This window comes from Priestia iocasae (assembly GCF_016909075.1).
Classification (GTDB): Bacteria; Bacillota; Bacilli; order Bacillales; family Bacillaceae_H; genus Priestia; species Priestia iocasae.
In genome coordinates this window covers 924,035-942,920 of the sequence record NZ_JAFBFC010000001.1, presented here as the reverse complement: position 1 = coordinate 942,920, position 18,886 = coordinate 924,035, and the positions used below count along the sequence as shown (strand labels likewise).

15 protein-coding genes, 1 tRNA gene, 1 pseudogene and 1 riboswitch are annotated in these 18,886 nt (G+C 38.2%); of the genes and pseudogenes, 7 read left to right on the top strand and 10 right to left on the bottom strand.

Features of this window, described 5'->3' with window-relative positions:
• The first annotated feature begins 92 nt into the window (after window positions 1-92).
• A tRNA-Ala gene (locus tag JOC83_RS04735) sits at window positions 93-163 on the top strand.
• 217 nt (window positions 164-380) lie between these two features.
• A complete protein-coding gene (locus tag JOC83_RS04730) occupies window positions 381-896 on the top strand; it encodes a DUF6241 domain-containing protein (protein ID WP_205184424.1) in 516 nt (171 codons plus the stop codon).
• A gap of 121 nt (window positions 897-1,017) precedes the next feature.
• Here JOC83_RS04730 and JOC83_RS04725 read toward each other — a convergent pair whose 3' ends face one another.
• The 8 genes from JOC83_RS04725 to JOC83_RS04690 form a co-directional block, all read right to left on the bottom strand.
• Window positions 1,018-2,394, bottom strand: coding sequence for a M20/M25/M40 family metallo-hydrolase (locus JOC83_RS04725; protein WP_205184421.1), 1,377 nt, complete (start codon window positions 2,392-2,394; stop codon window positions 1,018-1,020).
• Between the two features lie 79 nt (window positions 2,395-2,473).
• The gene (locus JOC83_RS04720; RefSeq protein ID WP_205184418.1) at window positions 2,474-3,532 is read right to left on the bottom strand and encodes a hypothetical protein; all 1,059 of its coding nucleotides are present in this window, start codon (window positions 3,530-3,532) and stop codon (window positions 2,474-2,476) included.
• A gap of 324 nt (window positions 3,533-3,856) precedes the next feature.
• The gene (locus JOC83_RS04715) at window positions 3,857-5,203 is read right to left on the bottom strand and encodes a type I glutamate--ammonia ligase (protein WP_205184415.1); all 1,347 of its coding nucleotides are present in this window, start codon (window positions 5,201-5,203) and stop codon (window positions 3,857-3,859) included.
• Window positions 5,200-6,387 (bottom strand): M20 metallopeptidase family protein, encoded by a 1,188-nt coding sequence (locus JOC83_RS04710; RefSeq protein WP_239583302.1) that lies wholly within the window; start codon window positions 6,385-6,387, stop codon window positions 5,200-5,202. Before JOC83_RS04710 ends, JOC83_RS04715 begins: the two co-directional genes overlap by 4 nt.
• Window positions 6,388-6,396: 9 nt before the next feature.
• On the bottom strand, window positions 6,397-7,749 hold the full coding sequence (locus JOC83_RS04705) for an APC family permease (protein WP_205184409.1): 1,353 nt from the start codon (window positions 7,747-7,749) through the stop codon (window positions 6,397-6,399).
• Entirely contained in the window at window positions 7,746-8,915 is a 1,170-nt protein-coding gene (locus JOC83_RS04700; RefSeq protein WP_205184406.1) for an amidohydrolase family protein, read from the bottom strand. The genes JOC83_RS04705 and JOC83_RS04700 overlap by 4 nt, the downstream gene beginning before the upstream one ends.
• A gap of 206 nt (window positions 8,916-9,121) precedes the next feature.
• Window positions 9,122-10,147, bottom strand: a complete 1,026-nt coding sequence (locus JOC83_RS04695) for an ADP-ribosylglycohydrolase family protein (RefSeq protein WP_205184402.1) — start codon at window positions 10,145-10,147, stop codon at window positions 9,122-9,124.
• Complete coding sequence (locus JOC83_RS04690) at window positions 10,147-12,210, bottom strand: T7SS effector LXG polymorphic toxin (protein WP_205184399.1); 2,064 nt, start codon at window positions 12,208-12,210, stop codon at window positions 10,147-10,149. Before JOC83_RS04690 ends, JOC83_RS04695 begins: the two co-directional genes overlap by 1 nt.
• A gap of 403 nt (window positions 12,211-12,613) precedes the next feature.
• Here JOC83_RS04690 and JOC83_RS04685 point away from each other — a divergent pair, with 403 nt between their 5' ends.
• Window positions 12,614-13,249, top strand: coding sequence for an FMN-dependent NADH-azoreductase (locus tag JOC83_RS04685; RefSeq protein ID WP_205184396.1), 636 nt, complete (start codon window positions 12,614-12,616; stop codon window positions 13,247-13,249).
• A gap of 126 nt (window positions 13,250-13,375) precedes the next feature.
• Here the strand turns inward: JOC83_RS04685 and JOC83_RS04680 are convergent, their stop codons facing one another.
• Complete coding sequence (locus tag JOC83_RS04680) at window positions 13,376-14,575, bottom strand: phosphoglycerate dehydrogenase (protein ID WP_205184393.1); 1,200 nt, start codon at window positions 14,573-14,575, stop codon at window positions 13,376-13,378.
• Between the two features lie 147 nt (window positions 14,576-14,722).
• Window positions 14,723-14,803: riboswitch (ZMP/ZTP riboswitch) on the bottom strand.
• Window positions 14,804-14,998: 195 nt separating this feature from the next.
• Between JOC83_RS04680 and JOC83_RS04675 the strand changes: the two genes are divergently transcribed.
• The 3 genes from JOC83_RS04675 (at window position 14,999) to JOC83_RS04665 (ending at window position 17,099) form a co-directional block, all read left to right on the top strand.
• Entirely contained in the window at window positions 14,999-15,478 is a 480-nt protein-coding gene (locus JOC83_RS04675) for a ferritin-like domain-containing protein (protein ID WP_205184391.1), read from the top strand.
• 328 nt (window positions 15,479-15,806) lie between these two features.
• The gene (locus tag JOC83_RS04670; protein ID WP_205184389.1) at window positions 15,807-16,745 is read left to right on the top strand and encodes a COG2958 family protein; all 939 of its coding nucleotides are present in this window, start codon (window positions 15,807-15,809) and stop codon (window positions 16,743-16,745) included.
• Between the two features lie 21 nt (window positions 16,746-16,766).
• Window positions 16,767-17,099 (top strand): hypothetical protein, encoded by a 333-nt coding sequence (locus tag JOC83_RS04665; protein WP_239583301.1) that lies wholly within the window; start codon window positions 16,767-16,769, stop codon window positions 17,097-17,099.
• Between the two features lie 79 nt (window positions 17,100-17,178).
• Here the strand turns inward: JOC83_RS04665 and JOC83_RS04660 are convergent, their stop codons facing one another.
• A complete protein-coding gene (locus tag JOC83_RS04660) occupies window positions 17,179-17,319 on the bottom strand; it encodes a hypothetical protein (protein WP_205184387.1) in 141 nt (46 codons plus the stop codon).
• A gap of 838 nt (window positions 17,320-18,157) precedes the next feature.
• Between JOC83_RS04660 and JOC83_RS04655 the strand changes: the two are divergent.
• Window positions 18,158-18,706 (top strand): annotated as a pseudogene (locus JOC83_RS04655) (recombinase family protein).
• The last annotated feature ends 180 nt before the right edge of the window (window positions 18,707-18,886 follow it).

The window sequence follows — 18,886 nt, the reverse complement described above, 5'->3', positions numbered from 1 at the left end:
TCAAGCTTCTTCTTATATTTATATTGACGAAATCATAGGACACGATTAAAATGAATACAACAGAATGAAAACGCTACAATTTTTACGAACACGGGGCTATGGTATAATGGGATTACGCTTGACTGGCAGTCAAGTAATGCGAGTTCGATTCTCGCTAGCTCCATCTCTAACATGAGCAAATGAAAACAAGTCTAGCCAGTTGGCTAGGCTTATTTTAGTTGATGAGAAGCTCTTAAATTCCTCCCTTACTAGAAAACCTACTTTATTGCTCCTTCGTTTCATCTACCATCCCCCCTCCTTGTTCACCATAAGGAGGAATAGCATGTGACAATGTCGAAATACATAATATTCCACTTCAGAGAGAAAGAGGTAGTCACATAATGAAAAAGACGATTCTGATTGCCATAACTGTATGTATACTTGGAGGAGCGGCTGGATTTTACGGCTACAAAGCGTACACAAAATCAAGCGTTACTACGACAAACGTCGAAGCTAACTCAGATGGCACAAGCACCCTTCTTAAAATTAAAGAAGTTCGCAAACAACCAATTGAAGATGAATTCCCAATAGATATGGTCGAAGAAGACATTCAAAACGCCCTCCATGGCATGAGCCATCAAAAAGTAAAAGCAAAGGACAAATGGGGCTTCATCCCGCTAACCGATGATCGCATTAACCGTCTACTGGACATTGTCACAAAAAATAAAGCAGCTTATAAACATAGCGATACATACCTAGCTATCCTAACCCGCTGGCAAGCTCACGATTTCTCAAAAATCGATAAAGATCACAATGCGATTTGGAAGTTACAAAAAGGAACCATTGGAAAAGCAAAAGGAATTTTGAGTTTGGAAGAAGAAAAAGAGTTTATTCAGGAGAATGTTAAGGTGGAGTAACTATTTCATCATCCATTTCAATCATGAAGGGGCGTTGTCATCATGTTTCATTCGACAACGTCCCTTCACTAGTTTAACTCTTTCTTTCCTATTTACAGTTCACGTCTTTATACAAACTTGTTTATGATGACATCATTTCTCTTCGTCTTTCGACTCTCTTCAGCTCTCTTACTAATCTTCCTAATTCTCTCCCGTGTTGAAATACACCATTTAACAACATAAACGTTTCATAACAAGCATCTACATCCAATGTCTCTTCACTTGTATGTTCATGTTGATAGCCAACTGATAAGTTTACACTTTGAATACCATAAGCAGACCAAATTCTTGTGTCGCTGCTTCCTCCGACTGTACACTTCCAACCTTCTAATTCTTGAGTTTTCGCAATCTGTTCAACAAACACTCCGTAGTTTTGATGACAAAACGCTTCATATCCTCCGCATGATGTCACAATGTCACCTGCACCACGACGATCGACAACGAATGCTGCGTCAACACCCCATAGAAAGTATTCATCAACGTTTCTTGCCCCAACTAACCCAATTTCTTCTTCCACTGTAAAGATAAATTTCACGGTGCCATCAAACTTTATCATTTCAAGACGCTGAGCTAACTGTATTAAAATCGTTACACCCGCTCTGTCATCTGCTCCAAGTATCCCTTGACTACTTGACCAGATAGCGTCTTCTTTTATAATTTTTCTACCATCTTCAATAATATCTACTGTGTCGAGATGAGCGTTTACTAAAATCGTTGGGCCACGACCTGTTCCACATACTTTTTGAGCCAAGATATTTCCTGTTCGGTCAACTGTTACAAAGTCCACATAAGAACTTAGCCGCTCTACCACGTAATCTCGAATTTCTCCTTCGTTTCCACTTCCTCCGTTTACGGATAAACACTGCTCGAGCTCATGCAAAAATAATTGTTTTTTTATCCATTCCGATCCTTTATTAATCCATTCTTTTTTTAAAACGGCAAGATTTTCTGCAATGTCTAGCAGATTTGTACGTGATAAAGATAAGCTAATTGTTCGGCTTCTAACGTGAAAGTTTGATACGCCTGCTGCTTGTAAAACGTTACTTACAACATCCATATTCACTGACTGTACAAAACCAATTGACGGTCTTCTTTTTTCATGACCATCACAGCAGTGCATTGTATGAAAACCTAATCGGTTCAACTGGCGTACGACACCTGCGATATACGTATCTAGCTCTTTTACTTTTGGCTCATCTTTTCCTGGACGAAACCATAATCCTTCTCCTCTACCTCGATTCTTAAAGTCTATACCCTTTAACCATGTTTCTTCTGAAACAACTGGACTGTCTATCGTTAAAAAACCATGTTCAAACTTGTAAGATACAAATGCGTTTTCTAAGCTTTCTACTAGAAAAGCAATATTCTCTTCGGTTTCTTCCCAACAAATAAATTCATTGATTCCTTCTTCTTTCACCATAAATCCATGACGAGTAAATAATTGATTCCACGTTTTCATTTGATCATCTCCCTCTTCGTTATGACTTTATTATCACAAAAAGGTGGTGACACCCCTGTCACCACCTTTTTCAAGAGAACTATTCGATTGGATCGTCTACCCTGTACATCACGTAATATGGAAGTTGTCCATCAAAATAATATGCTGTTTCACCATAGTGGTTGGTCGTTTGAATGATGTTAGGAATATCACACTCCCGTATCTTTCCTCTCAACCTACTGATTGCTCGTTTAAATGCATCTTTTGTTACTTCATCCTTCACATGTGAATCTGTAAAAAATAACTTCATGTTGATTCTTGTACCTGGTGAGTGTTGAGATGTGTTCGTTAGTAAATAATGAAAAATACGCGCATGATTCGGACTAAGCTGACAATCGTACTCACCAAAAGAGAGTCTGATATCTCGATCACTAAAATAAAGGAAAATCGTATGAGATAGCTCGCTCTCAATTAATTCTTCACACTCTTGCTTTGAACACATCACTTTTCCATCTTGACTCACTTTGTAAAATGCATTCTTTTCTAAATAGGTCTCGTTTTCTTTTAAACTACGATACAGAGACGAAAATTCATAGTTTGGGAGCTCTTGTTGACTCCCATGTGTCATCGCGTCTAGCTCATCATGTGTTTTTGCTGCTATATAAAGTGCACTGTTTGTTAAATAAAGGTGTGCATTTATCATTTGTTGATGATTTAATCGATAATCTTTTCTGCTTTCATCATAAGTCTGGTTCCTAATAGCCATTTGAAAGTAATTGAGCGCCATGTCATACTTTTCTTGTTTATAAGATAAGAAGCCTAGCCGATACGCTGCGATTGGGTTTTTCCCATCGTATTTTAATGCCTGTTCTAAACAATTTACGGCCATCTTATCATCTTTTTCGTATTTCATTTTTAAATGTGTGCCATAGTGAATGAGACAAAATAAAAGCTTCTTTTTTACATACTCAAGATACCTCGCTACTTCTTTGTTCTCTCTTGCTAGTTTGTGAAGCCTTGCATACATTTCTTTGTATACGCTAATTTTTTGAGCATATAAAGAATACTCTATGTTGTCCTCTTTATCATGAAGGTCTTGCTCTAGTTCTTCTAATTCTTCTAACGTCATCTTTTTTAACTGTGTATGTGTCACGCTCATCTAATTTTTACCCCTCCACTCTTTTACCTTAACAAAACTATGAAACTATTACGTTATTCTTTTTCTCGTTCAGAAAAGGTCCCCGCTGTTTGCTAACTAATCACCTTGCCCCAAAATGAGTGTGCAGCTTTATTTTTTTATATTTAGAATTACTTCTCCGTTTCTATTATGTAACGTCACTACCTCTTTTGCGACTTTTTTCTTTAGTATCTTATCTAAAAATATCTCTTCATGACATAAGAAAACCACTGCTTAAAACAGTGGTTTCGTGTAAGCAACTATAAGTGGTGGGACGAGCCTATGAATCGTTTTTTTTTAAAAGAATTAAAACTTCTCAGAAAACGCCCCTAACTCCCAATCACTCACATGTCGCAAATATTTGTCCCATTCTGTTCGTTTAATTTTAATCAATTCCTTCCAGATTGTAGGACCGATGACTTGAGCTAACACTGCATCTTGTTCGAGACTATTGATGGCGTCGTTTAGGTTTCTTGGTATTGAGTGAATGTTCTTTTCTTTTAGTTGACATTCCGATGCATGACCTACATCAAAATGCGCTGGATCTCCGGGGTCGATTCGATGTTGAATACCTTGAAGTCCAGCTGCGATAAGAGAGGCTGCAAGTAAGTATGGATTACACGTACCGTCTGCGCCTCTGTATTCAAAACGTCTTGTTCGTCGTTTATCAACAACACGAATCAACACCGAACGATTTCCCATTCCGTAGCAAATATGAGCGGGAGCCCATGAACCTGGCTGCATCCTTTTATAGGAGTTAATACTAGGTGCGCCAATGGCTACAAGAGATGTTCCATGCGTTAACAGTCCTCCAATGAACTGATAAGCCGTTTTCGATAAATCGAGATCTCGTTTGTCGGTCACATCAGCAAATAGGTTCTCACCTTCTTCATTAAATAAGCTCATATGCACGTGAAGTCCACTTCCCGCTAAATGTTGAAAAGGCTTTGGCATAAGCGTACCAATCATCCCTTTATTACGAGCAAGCTGCTTAAATACGTGCATAAATGTCACTTGATCATCCGCTGCTTTTAATGCGTTTGTATACTTCAAATTGATTTCAAGCTGTCCTGGTCCGTATTCACTTGAAATTTGTTCAGTTGTGACATTCATCGTTTCTAGTGTCGAAACAAAGTCTTGAATAAAGTCATCTTGAATATCGACTCCGTCTGTTGAAAAGCAATGACTCTGATCAGCCGGAAGGAGCTTTCCTCCTACTTCTTTTAAAAGGTAAGCCTCTTGTTCAAACGCCATGTTTAATGTTCCACCAAGTACTACTTCTACTTCATTCAACAACCGCTTTAATACTTGTCGAGGGCAGCCTGGCCATGGATTTCCATCAACATCAACTAAGTCACAAAGCATTCTTGCCGTATGGCTTCGGTAAGGAATGATTGCAAAAGTAGTAGGGTCTGGAACAGCAAAAAAGTCCCCATCGTCCGGACCAAATGTAGGATCAGGGATGTACTCGTCAAACATGTCAAAACTCATAATAGCCGTACTAAAATTAACGCCTTGTTCAAATGCGCTTTTTAATTGTGATGCACGAATGGTACGCCCTCTCGTTACGCCGGCGTAGTCTAAAAATTCGATTCGAATAAACTGAATGTCTTGCTTTTTGACTTCTTCGAGCACATCATCTTTTGTTCTCACTGGCTCTTTCCTCCTTTTTGTAGCGTTTTTAAAACGATAGACGTAAATAAGTCAACACCAATCGAGAGAATGGAATCATCAAACGTAAATTGAGGATGATGCAAGTCGTAAACAGGTTGATGTGAAAGAGCGGTACCGAGACGAAAGTATGTACTTGGCACTACTTCTGCAAAAGCACCGAAATCATCTGCACCCATTGACGGCTCTTTTAACATGACTACTTGTTCATCTCCCAATAGCTTTCGTGCACTCTCTTCTACTACCTTTGTCACAGACTCGTCATTGATTACTGGTGGATGACTCTCTTCATAAAACACATAGGCTTTACCACCAAAAGCTTCTGTAATTCTTTCACTTAGCTCGGTTAGTTGATGTTTTAATGTTGCTCGCGTTTCTCTCGTGACCGCTCTTGTCGTACCTTCTAGTAAAACCGTATCTGCCACTACGTTACTTGCTGCTCCTCCATAAATCTTCCCAACGTGAATGACCACTGGTTCAACAGGGTTCGTTGTTTTTGTGACTAGCGTCGGAATTGCTTGAAGAATATGACCACCAATCATAATGGCATCAACCCCTTGATGAGGTCTTGCGCTATGGCCTCCTTTTCCTTTTATCTCGATGCGAAAATCATCACAGGAAGCGGTAATGGCACCGTATTTAATCCCTACCGTTCCATGTGGAAGGTGAGGCCATAAGTGCAGAGCAAGCATTTCATCCACTTTTGGATTTTCTAACACACCTAGCTGAATAAGTTGATGTGCTGCACCATCTACCTCTTCACCAGGCTGAAACACACAACGGACCCTCCCAGATAGGAGGCTCCGATTGTGATAAAGTTGATAAATCGTTCCGAGTAAAATGGTTGTATGTCCATCATGACCACACGCATGCATCACACCTGGATAGACGGAAGCAAATGATAATTCCGTCTTCTCTTGAATTGGAAGAGCATCAATATCCGCTCGAATCCCAATGTGAGGCCCTTCTCCATGTTCACCGACAATATCTACAAAAACGCCCGTCTCTCCTATTCTTTTAAAAGGAATAGACCATTCATTTAAAATGGAGATAATAAATTGTTGCGTTTGAAATTCTTGAAACGATAGCTCTGGGTGTTTGTGTAAATGTTGACGAATGCTTACTAATTTCGCCTCTAATTCTAAGGAGACACGTACATGTTTCATCATGATTCTTTAGCCATTCGCGTCTGTTGATTCATTTTTATTTTTATGGAACATACGAAACAGCACATATAAAACGGCCATCCAAACGATACCGCGTACAAGTGTCATCGGTGCTCCGATGAACGTACCGTAGAAGACAATGATAATTCCGATAAAACCGAGGATTGGAAATAACGGATAAAGCGGTTGCTTCCAAGGTAATTGTTGCACTTCATCAAAAGCACGCTTTCGATATAAAACAGCTGCAATGAGTGCTAATGTCCATGATACAAGCCACGCTAATACAAGCTGTGTCGATAGCTCCACATAGAGAAAGTCTGGATTAAACGAACCTAAAATGATTAACAAAACGGAAACTGCCCATACAACAAGAATGCCATTTACGGGTGTGCCTGTTTTTGGGTTAATTTGACCAAGAAATGCAGGAAGAAACCCTCGTTTCGCTTGTGCATAAAAAATACGTGAAGATGCATATAACGTTCCCATTAATAAGCACGTAGCGGCCGCAATCCAAGCCGTTATGTTCATAATGTACGCACCCGCAATGCCAAATACCATCTCAGCTGCATCTGTAAACGGTGAGCCATCCATCGTAATCTGTTCCCATGGAATTAATCCTTGTAACACAGCTTGTGCCGCTGTATATAGAACGAGAAATGTAATACTTGCCCAAATAAGAGCTTTCGGTAAATCTTTTGGATTTCGCACTTCTCCCCCTGCGGTTGCGAGCGTCACCGCGCCAAGATACGCATACGTTCCAAGTGGAACCGCTCCCCAAAATCCTTCCGACCCAGTTGCAAAGAATGGTTGAAAGTTAGCAAGATTGATATCTTTTAAGCCAATAATCGAAAACAGTGCCATGACAAGCGTCATAATGACAACGAGGACAAGCTGTGTTTTTGCTGCAATCTCTGCGCCTAAAATGTTTAAAATAGCAAAGATTGAAATAAACAATATCGCAAAAAAGACAGGCCATATATTCCCTGTTAAACTCGGAAAAAACCACATGGTTAACTTTCCTAATGCAAGCCCCACACTACCGCCAGCAATAACCCATCCAATCGCAAATGCAAAGCCAGCTAAAAACCCCCACCATTTTCCAATGAATCGTTCTACCCATTGAGACATTGCCCCTGCGCTTGGCATGCCAACTGCTAATTCGCCAAGTGCAATAACTAAAAACAACTGTGAAAGTCCCGCGATTAAATACGCGAGCATGGCACTCGGTCCTGCCGTAGCAATTCCTTGCCCCATTAACACAAAGATACCATCTCCAATAACCGCTCCTACGCCAAGTGCCCAGATGGACCAATAACCAAGCTTTCTTTGCGGCTCAAGACTTAACGTTTGTGGTTTGCTCATGATGTAGCCCCCTTTAAATGATCTTGGTAAACATGTTCAAAGTTTCTGTAAAGAACCATCTCACCAATTATTCGTGCAGTCTCTGCATCCATATAGTCGCACGTTACCCACTCATTTAACACTTCTTCAAAACATTCTTTAAACAAGTGCACGCCAAGCCAATTCATCTCCGGCATCGTAAACGCATCAGAGCCATACATCACTTTATCAAAAGGAGCAAGTTCAAAAATCTGAGATAAAATGCGCTTTACTCCATGTCCGCTAAAAGGATTTTGCAGGGAGATGTCCATATAGACATTCGGCAAAATACTCACAATAAAAGCTGCTTCCTCTACCCAAGGATAGCCTCCATGTACGAGATGAACCTTTGCGCTTTTATACTTTTCGTGTCGCAACATTTCTAATAGAAAGCTTGGACTTGCTTTTGGAAGGATGACGTCTCCATCACCAATTCCGGTATGAATATGCATCACTTTATTTGCCTTTGTACATTCCTCCATCGCAATGTGTAAACAATAGTCTCGAAGATTTTTAGCTTCAGCGCGAGTGTTTGCTTTAAATGTGGCATAATCATTTTTTGCTTTTGACTCATTCATCTCTTGAATATCAAGACCACTTCGGTACGCAATGATGGATTTTAAACCAATCACTCCGTCTTTTTGCAATTCATTTCTTACATCTTCTCGGTAGCTTTCAACAAACTGTGTAAAAGAGTCACATTGTTCACTCATTCGAACCATCACAGGCTCAATTCGATACACCTCCCACATACGTACTCCACATAAATCTTGATAGTGTTCTTTCGTAAGTGGCGGTTGAGGATACCCAAAATCACCTACAATCCCTGTTAGATTGGCATCTTGAAAGAGTTCATGGGTAAATTGCTTAAAGTTTGTCGCTCTACGGTTTCGATACGCCACGACTTCTTCAAGAGTTGGCTCACATCCTAAAAAGGAAGACAATCGTTTAATTAAAATTTGCACCCACATATTCGTGCCTGGAAACGGTTGTTTTACCATTCGTTTTGTTTGATTAGAAATATTGTTTGAAACAACCGATAAAGAAAGCTTTCGAACATATTCTACTTCCGTATATGGTGCTACATTGGCTTCATACGGATGGGCATGAACATCTATAGCTGGCACATCTTTAAGCGTAACTTTCAATACAGCGCCCCCTTATTAAGTGGTATGTGCGAAACGACTAGTTCTCTTGACATAGCTCGTATTAGTATTTATTATTCAGAAAATTAAGATAAAATGTCAGAAAGCATGATAAATATAAAAAAGAGCTGTATCAAGTGAGAGAAACACGCTCACTTTGATACAGCTCATACAAGCTTATAAATGGTCAAACATGGTTCTTCACACATTCACTCTCCACGCTCTTTGCGCTGTATATCAGCGCGTTCATGACAATAATGAAAGAACCTCTTACAAGCATCTAAAAGGTCATCTTTTCTCGCTAATTGATCCATCCACTCTTTTGGAATACCATCCATTTTATAATACATACCTGCGATGGTTCCTGTAATAAAACCAATTGTATCGGTATCTCCACCAAGATTCACCGCTGCTAGTACGGCATCTTTATAGTTGTCGGTATTAAGAAAACACCAGATAGACGCTTCTAATGAGCTGACGACATAGCCTGTGGATTGGATATTGTCTCTTTCTAGCGTTGGCAAACTTAAATCCATGATGCGTGAATACGCTGCAAATTCTTGTTCATATATGGTGCCTGTTAAGTGTCTCTTACAAATATTAATCGCTCTCTCATAAGCGTCAAGAGGCTTATTATTAGAAAAAAGTCTAAGTAGATATTCCATATAAATTATACATCCTAAAGTAGAGCGCGGATGACAATGCGTAACGTGCGCTACTCTTTCTACTTCTTCTCGACGTTTGTTAAAGTCCAACTCATCCCATAAAGTAAATGCAAGCGGTGCAATACGCATTAACGCACCATTTCCGTTGTCGTATTCACCTTTTCCTCCCCATTCACTTTCGGGTAGACCTTTTTTATAACGTGAAATGGCATCACTTGTCGCAATTCCAATGTCAAACATTTCACCATATGGCGTCCAGTATCCTTCACTCCAATACTTTTCAAACTTCTCCATTAAACCGCGCTCGTCTTTTCCTTCGATGATGGTTTCAATTAAGCACATCGTAAGCGATGTATCGTCTGACCACGTTCCTTCCGGTTGATTATATGTACCATAACCTGTCATCGTGGTTACATTTATCGTATCACGATCTTTAAACTCTACGGGCACGCCTAATGCGTCTCCCACAATGCCTCCTAGGATGGTTGGGTATAACCTTTCTTTTATTGTTACTCCAATATATATACTTTCATCTGAATCCCACTTATCTTGCAACGAACCTCTACGCATTATTCCATCTCCTTTTTCTTTATTAAATCTGCTACTAAATTTATATTGCCATAATCATCTACTGACGCTTCTCTAATAATCATTTTTTGATTCATATTGAATAAAAGTTCTGCTTCATCTGGAAATTTACTTACTGATCCCACATATGCTCCATCAGCACCTTCTGGAACATTAATTGTCCAAGATACTTGGTTATTAAAAGAGCTATCTTTTAGTATTGCGGTACTCATAAATCCTTTTTCTTCCACAATCCTACCTACAAAATTTTCAATATTAATAACTTCACGATACTCATCAAACTCTAGATATTTCCTAATTCCACCTATTCCAGTACCACGATATACCGTCATATCATGAGGTACTTCCGCTTTCGACAGCCCGTTATAAATCGCGCTAATTGTTCGAGAGTCGACTCCTTCTTCTAACGTATCACTTATTTCTCTTAAATATCTATTGATAGGCGCATAATCATTACCTGTGTAATCAATAATACCTTCTCGCTCCTGATCTGTTAACCAATTTAGCCACTCACGGTAGTGTTTTTCTCCCCATTCATGGGCATCATTAACAGTACGAATGGTTTTTGAACTGTCTATTCGTCGAGAACCACCGTAATTGTCTACGGTTGAGAAGTTCATAACATTCGATTGTTTTGGTGTTTCTGGTTTGACATCTGGAATCATATCATGACTACCAATACCTGCAAACGCGAACTCATTGTTATGCAACACCGGCATCGACAGCATACGCTTCCACCTTTCAACAAGGGACAGAGCTGGTGCTGTTGGTCGTTTCGGTTGTTGAACGACTGGCTGCTGTTTAGGAGCTCTTGTGCTTTCGATATCTATTTTTGATTTTGTGGCACTTACCGGTTTTACTCCGCCTAGGAAGGTTGTGAATAAGGCGATACTGCTGCTCCAATGTTCTTTTGAGAGCGGGTCTTTTGGGTTGATTGCTTCATTGGCAATATCGAGAAGACCGACTGATGCATAGTTGAAGAAATCATAAGTTGAATTTAATGCTTGATCAGATCGATCTTTTAGTCCGTCTCTAAAGCCCACCGCCCCATCGAATGCACCCATTGTCATGTAGTTTCCAAAATCATACCATGAGTCATTCCATTTATCAGCTCGGTTTTCCATGCCTTCCCACACATCTGAACCTATTTCTTTAAAGCTATTGGCTGATTTTTCACTTGCTGATAGGATGCTATCCATTGAGCCTCGACCAAATTCTTTTAGACCATCAAGTGCTTCATCTACCTTACTGCTTGCTGTCGCATTCAGATTTTCATACACTTCAGTAAAGTCATATGTTCGAGCAACTTCAATGCGTTCTTCTAATGCTTTTCGCTCTCGTTCTTTTTGACGTAAATACGAAAATGCCATTTCCGTTGCTTTTTCTTGAAGTTGATAAGCACGACTAGACTGAAATGCTCGCTCATCAAAGTAAAGAGGCGAAGCGTTTCCGCCATTATTCGTTGCGCTCATAAGTGCTTGTTGATTTGCCGCGACTGATTGATAATAAACATCAAGTCTGCTATATTCACTCAAAAGTGTTTCATCAAGTGTTCGTACTGCTTCGACTGTATCTTTTCTGTCTTTTTCAGCTCGTTCCATCGATTCTTCAAATACTTCGTCTGAAAAGACATTCAACGAAACAATATCTTGAATGGAAGACAAAATATCATTTAATGACGATTGTTGCTGATTGACCATTTCTCTTGATTTTTGAATACCAGTTGCTACTTCTCCTTCGAGAAACCCTTCATAAACAAGCGTTTGCCCCGCTAAATTTTCACTTTCCATATATAATGGAATACTTTTAAAAAAAGCGAGCTGTGTACGGATTAAATTGAGCCATTGATCTACAATAGAAGCGTGACCTTTATAGAATTGCTTTATGTTATCGGCTCCTTTTCCTTTTAAATCTTCACCTAGGTTAGCCACTCCGTTAAAGGTTTGCTGTAAATGAAGAATCTGTTGCTCTAACTGTTCATATGCCTTTACCCGCTCTCTTGCTGCTTGTAAAAGCGTACTTGCTTCATAACGTATAGCTCCCAACCGATGCACTCCTCTCTATGAATCATTTTACGAACTTATCGCTGTCTCTACGTTCTAATACAAAACTCCCCGTCTGTAAATTAACTGGAAACTTTAACATTTAAAGTATAAGTTTGAAAAGATTTTAGCTAAATAGGTAAAATTTCTCTATTTACTCACACTCCTAAAGACCTAACCAAGTTTTCTTCAAAACCAAAACACATTTAACCTCGATTCGTACAAAACCGAGGTTTTAACGTCTTATTCTTTGTTAGTAGTGTACGTCTGTAGCGGCAAAATAAATCTGTTAGATAAAGACAGTTCATCAAAATACTTCAACAGCTACAAAGCACATAAATAGGATGTCTCTTCACAAACTAAAACGCACAGACTTTTAGTACAAAGAAATAGGGGGAGTGCAACAATGGCTAAAGTACTGTACATTACGGCTCATCCACATGACGATACTGCTTCTTATAGTATGGCTGTGGGGAAAGCATTTATGGATACGTATAAAGAAGTCAATCCGTCTGATGAAATTGTTCATATTGACCTTTACAAAGAGAACATTCCTCATATTGACGTTGATGTGTTTAGCGGCTGGGGAAAGCTTCAATCAGGTAAAGGTTTTGAGGAGCTTTCTGCAGAGGAAAAAGCAAAAGTAGGTAGACTGTCAGAGCTATGCGATCAGTTTGTTTCTGGCGATAAATACGTGTTTGTTACACCACTGTGGAATTTCTCATTTCCACCGGTCATGAAGGCCTATATTGACTCGGTAGCAGTTGCTGGAAAAACATTCAACTATACAGCAGAAGGTCCAGTTGGCTTGCTAACAGATAAAAAGGCATTACACATTCAAGCTCGTGGCGGTGTTTATTCAGAAGGTCCTGCAGCTGAACTTGAAATGGGGCATCGCTATTTAAGCGTCATTATGCAATTCTTCGGCGTTCCTTCGTTTGAGGGAGTATTTGTTGAAGGACATGCGGCAATGCCAGACAAAGCACAAGAAATCAAAGAACATGCAATAGCACGAGCGAAAGATGTTGCTCATACGTTTTAACACAAAAAGAGTCAGCCAAACGGTTGACTCTTTTTTCCTTTATTAAAAGAATGCCCATTTACTTAAGTTGTCATGTAAAAGAGTCTCGCTCCTGAAAAGAAAGTGAGACTCTTCACGTAACCATCCTTAAATAATTCGAGTTGTAATCATACCTTCTATTTGGCTAAGCTGCTCTTCTAGCCCTGGAATAATATCACCATTTACTTTGTTATCAATATCAATCATTGTATACGCATATTCGCCGCGACTTCTATTCACCATGTCCGCAATGTTCAAGCTGTAACTTGAAACAGCTGATGTCATTTGACCAACCATGTTTGGTACATTTTTATGAAACGCTGTGACGCGTCGCTTTCCTGTGTAAGGAATAAATGCATTTGGGAAGTTCACAGAGTTTTTAATGTTTCCTGTTTCTAAGAACGTTTTTACTTGACGAGCTGCCATCACTGCACAATTTTCTTCTGATTCTTGTGTAGATGCCCCAAGGTGTGGAATCGGAACCGTGTTCTTCATTTTTAATACGTTCTCATTCGGAAAATCGGTAATGTACTTACCTACTTTTCCATCTTCAAGCGCTACCGCCATGTCAATTTCATTCACAAGCTCACCACGTGAAAAGTTTAAAATGTGAACACCTGGCTTCATGATGCGGAATGTTTCTTTATTAAACATTCCTTTTGTCTTATCTGTAAGTGGAACGTGTACCGTGATGTAGTCCGATTGTGCAAATAGCTCTTCAATTGTCATGGCACGCTGAACGTTACGAGATAAGCTCCATGCCGTATCAACAGAGATAAATGGATCAAATCCGATGACATCCATATCTAAATCAAGTGCATCGTTTGCCACAAGAGCCCCAATTGCTCCTAAGCCGATTACCCCTAATGTTTTTCCTTTAATTTCTTTTCCAACGAATTGTTTCTTTCCTGCTTCGACAAGCTTCGGGATTTGATCACCTTGGTCTTCTAACGTTTTCGTCCATGCTATACCAGCAAAAAGATTACGAGATGAAGCCATTAATGACGTTAGGACCATTTCTTTCACCGCATTCGCATTCGCACCAGGTGTGTTAAACACAACAATCCCTTCTTCTGTGCATCGGTCAACTGGAATGTTGTTAACACCCGCTCCCGCACGCGCGATTGCTTTTAGATTTGATCCAAATTCCATATCATGCATGTTAAAGCTACGTGCTACGATAGCATCTGGATTTTCACTGTCATTGTCAATTTTGAAATAATCGTTGTTAAAAACATTTAAGCCGCTTTGTGCAATGTTGTTTAATGTTTTGATTGTTTTGACTTTTTGTACTAGTAATGCGCTCATTTTGTTTTCCCCTTTTTTGTTGATAATTTTTTCAACCTACGTTTTTACACTCAAGAAAACCTACATGTACCAACACGATAAAAAGTTACAGTCGTCTTGTTGCATCCTCTCCTTATAAACAGAAAAAGGTAAGGAACTGCTTTCCCTTACCTCTGCCCAGGCGAACGGCTAAACGACACTATATGCTCCCTCACGGTCATCCGTGTTTCGCCAGTCACATATAGTCTTTGAATTGCTCTTATCTTACCAAATTCTTCACGACCCTTCAAGAATTATTTACTGAATATTTTAATTTCAAATGTACGGACAACTCTTAACTTATTTCGACTCTGTTTTATATACACTTAAATAGACCTTGCACCTCTATCTGTTTTACTGACATATATAATACGTTAACTATTTAAATATGGAGGATTTTTTACTATGTATATAAATCACTCTTTTCATCTATCCCATTATTCTACCTTACAGAACGATTCACGATTAATAACAGAGATTCAGCGAGCAATTAATGATGAATATAGTGCCATATTATGCTATAAAGAATTAGCCAAAATGGCACCGACACAAGAAGAACGACAACATATTCTTGAAATACGTAAAGATGAAAAACGGCACTTCGAAGCATTTCACCAAATATATATGAGTTTAACAGGGACTTCACCTACTTTAACACAAACGGAAGAATGCAAAAGTACGTATCGAGCAGGAACACTAGTAGCATTTAAAGATGAGCAAGAAACGGTGGACTTTTATTTAGATATCGCTGATAAATCTCAAAACCCTTTTATTCAAGCAACATTTCAACGTGCAGCAGCCGATGAACAAAATCATGCAGTATGGTTCTTATTCTTTTTAACAAACCCGCATAAAAATCACACGGCTCGTAGGACCAGTTTTTAAGGATAACTTTAAGTGAAAATAAAGAAACACCTTAGAAATTAGTTCCTAAAGTCTTTAAAATTCTTGCTGTATTTAAAATTGCCTTATTAGACGGCTTATTGATAATTGTAACATGTATAGTAACTTCTTTCTTTTTCTTAACTGTCTCTTTCCGCATTTTTAGCACCTTAGTAACTGAATGTTAAAGTTCTTTTAAATACCTCTACCAACATGTACTTGCAATTGAAGAACTATTTAGGGTACTTTTAGCTACATAATTAAAAATCCATCAGGGGATTTATGGTAATATAGTATTAGTCAGAACTTTAAAATAGTGAGGTGTTAACTCATGAATAGATTAACATTCGGAGAACTAGCGGTGAAAATATTACAGGAATCAAAACAACCGTTAACCGCAGAAGAAATGTGGGAATACGCTGTGGAAAATAAATATGACATGTTGGTAGAAACAAAGGGAAAAACTCCATGGAGAACTATGGGGGCTAAAATATATGTAGATTTAAAAGACAACCCTGAAACACCTTTTATCAAGATTGATACTAAGCCCAAAAAGTTCTTTATGAAAGAATTACAGCCAGTCCATATTCAAGCTATCTCAAATAAGCCAGTAGTTGAGGAAGTAAGGCAGAAAGTATATAAAAAGCCCTTATACTCTGAACGGGACTTACACCCCCTCTTATCTTACTTCGCCTACACATATTTAAATGTTTATACAAAGACTATTTATCACGAAAAGTCCTTAAAGCGTTCTTTTACCCAATGGCTACACCCTGATATTGTCGGAATTAACTTTCCTATAGAAGAATGGGAATCAGAGGTGTTAGACTTTGGCTTAATTCATGGTGGCCAGTTGTCAAAAATATATTCCTTCGAACTAAAAAAAGAGCTAGATTTCACCAACATTAGGAAAGCATTTTTTCAAACAGTCTCTAACTCTACATGGGCTAACGAAGGCTATCTAGTTACTGCTAAGATTTTAAATGATGATGAATTTATGAGTGAATTAAAGCGATTAACAACATCATTTGGAATAGGAATTATTAAATTAAATGTAGAAGAACCCGACTCTTCAGAAATACTATTCCCCGCTAAACCAAAGAAAGATATTGATTGGGAAACAGTAAATAAATTATGCAAGGAAAATCCAGACTTTAGTAAATTCATTAAAAGAATTAGAAATGATCTAAATACTAAAGAGATTATAAGAGAACATTACGATAAGTTATATACAAGTGAACAGCTATTAGAAAAGATTAAGCTTTATTAAAGAAACATAAGAGGCATAAAGATGGAAAGAGTTGAATCTACAGGATTTTGGACATTCTTCTGTAATCCAAAGAAATGGGCTATTAACGATTTCTTAGCATCAAATAAAGTTGAAAATACATTTTCAATAACTAGTTGGCAAAAAGGCTGGTTTCAGAAAGGACAATTAGGTGTTATTAGAGTTGGTTACAACTATAGAAATAAGGAACAAATAAGCGGTAAACAAAAGCTAAAGCGTAAAATATATGCGGTAGTTGAAGTCATTGATGAATCAATTTATTCGTCAGACAGCGACGAACACTTTTACGAGGAAAGCAATCAAGAAAATTATCGAATACCTGTTAGACACATTTGACGAACTCAAAGAAATCATTAGAAATTAAAGAGGTGCTATCAATGTTTATTACTCCCATGTTAGCACACTCTTGACTATATTAACGTTCTAAGTTTTTTAAAACTTTTAGTAAGACTTGGCGAAGTTCTTTGTTTTGTTCTTCGTTTTGTTCTTCTTTTTTAGCTATGATTCTATCAAGCTTTTGGTGTATTTGATTGAACTGTAAATTTATTTCATTCATAGGATCATTGAACTCTTTTCCAAGGTTATTAAGGACATCTTCCTGCCCAATGTTAAAAACCTTTTTTAAGAAATTATTAACTAGATCACTTTTTGCACCTTTGCCGTTACTTTTTCCAAATTCATCGAAGGCTTCAATTACGTCAGTGTCTAAATATATTGATATTTACTTTTTCTCAATTGGTTTTTCTCTTTGATAAAATTCTTCAATATTCATATAATCCTCCAAAACTGCATCTGATATTCTAAACTTACCAAATGTAGACGAGACTGTAAACTAAATAAACACAGATTATATCACCTAGTAAATTAAACTACAAATAATTTAATTTAACCTAACTTATTTTAAAGCACTCTAACTTACATTACTTTAATTGGAAAGTCGTTTCAGCAGAAGTGGTAATAACTATGTTTGCTTTGCAGCACCAATTGTGCGTGGAAAGGTTTTAAAAAACGGTACATAAACAGTAAGTGCCAGATCGCCTATTTGGACATACACGCCCCTATAGTGAGGGTATGCTGGTAGGCCTGATCTTTATTCTATTCCTTGATGTATCGTGCCTAAGTTCACTTGTTTCTTTTCTTTATTTCTTTTCATTCGTTTGTTCTTCATTCATTACATATTGTCCTTCCCTTCTTGTTTCGTGCTGTTGTCCTTCCTTGCCTTGTCCTGTTGCCCTCGTTGTCCTAGTTCTTGCCCTTCCCTCTTTCCTATTCACTTGCCTGTTTAGAGGTGCTAATCAGGTGCTGTATCGGTAGGTATAGCCCTAATATTATTTAGTGGTAATATTTATAATCACAGTGTCATAAATAAACTAAAGAAAATGGGGTTTTTACATATGAAATACGGATATGCAAGGGTATCAACAGTTAATCAAGATTTAGAATCACAAATAACAGTATTAGAAAATGAGGGCTGTGAAAAAATCCATTCTGAGAAGTTCACAGGTACAAAAGCAGATAGACCACACTTTAAAGAATTGCTATCAACCCTTGAGGCTGGCGACACTTTAGTAATTACTAAATTAGACCGCTTCCAGGTGATGCTATAAAAACTATTAAAGGACTATTTAAAAAGGGAGTCAGGGTTCATGTATTAAATATGGGTATAGTTGAGGAAACACCAGCAGGCAGACTAATCTTTAATATTATGAGTTCCTTTGCTGAGTTTGAAAGGGATATGATTGTAGAACGTGCTCAGGAAGGTAAGGCTATTGCAAAGCAGCGCGACGACTTTAGAGAAGGGCAGACCAAACAAATATACTAAGAAACAGCTAGAACACGCTTTGAAGTTGTTAGAAACTCATTCATATAAAGAAGTCGAGGAAACAACAGGAATAAGTAAAAGTACCTTAATTCGTGCTAAGAAGAAGGCTACACTGAAATAGGTGTGGTCATTTTTTTGAGGTTTCCTAATGTTTAAAAAACATTTCTATGAAACTGTATAAAAAGAGCAAGTAAGCGATATTTACACAAATTTCAACACCCCCAAAACTCCCAAACCCCTATTTCATGAAAGTTCTCAGCTAGAGATCCTTTGTGCATTGATTTCATTTTTTCAGATTATC

Excerpts from the sequence above, each read along its gene's own strand:
- JOC83_RS04730 (WP_205184424.1), top strand. The coding sequence starts at position 381 with ATGAAAAAGACGATTCTGATTGCCATAACTGTATGTATACTTGGAGGA.
- JOC83_RS04725 (WP_205184421.1), bottom strand. The coding sequence starts at position 2,394 with ATGAAAACGTGGAATCAATTATTTACTCGTCATGGATTTATGGTGAAA.
- JOC83_RS04720 (WP_205184418.1), bottom strand. The coding sequence starts at position 3,532 with ATGAGCGTGACACATACACAGTTAAAAAAGATGACGTTAGAAGAATTA.
- JOC83_RS04710 (WP_239583302.1), bottom strand. The coding sequence starts at position 6,387 with ATGAAACATGTACGTGTCTCCTTAGAATTAGAGGCGAAATTAGTAAGC.
- JOC83_RS04705 (WP_205184409.1), bottom strand. The coding sequence starts at position 7,749 with ATGAGCAAACCACAAACGTTAAGTCTTGAGCCGCAAAGAAAGCTTGGT.
- JOC83_RS04695 (WP_205184402.1), bottom strand. The coding sequence starts at position 10,147 with ATGCGTAGAGGTTCGTTGCAAGATAAGTGGGATTCAGATGAAAGTATA.
- JOC83_RS04685 (WP_205184396.1), top strand. The coding sequence starts at position 12,614 with ATGGCTAAAGTACTGTACATTACGGCTCATCCACATGACGATACTGCT.
- JOC83_RS04680 (WP_205184393.1), bottom strand. The coding sequence starts at position 14,575 with ATGAGCGCATTACTAGTACAAAAAGTCAAAACAATCAAAACATTAAAC.
- JOC83_RS04675 (WP_205184391.1), top strand. The coding sequence starts at position 14,999 with ATGTATATAAATCACTCTTTTCATCTATCCCATTATTCTACCTTACAG.
- JOC83_RS04670 (WP_205184389.1), top strand. The coding sequence starts at position 15,807 with ATGAATAGATTAACATTCGGAGAACTAGCGGTGAAAATATTACAGGAA.
- JOC83_RS04665 (WP_239583301.1), top strand. The coding sequence starts at position 16,767 with ATGGAAAGAGTTGAATCTACAGGATTTTGGACATTCTTCTGTAATCCA.
- JOC83_RS04660 (WP_205184387.1), bottom strand. The coding sequence starts at position 17,319 with ATGAATGAAATAAATTTACAGTTCAATCAAATACACCAAAAGCTTGAT.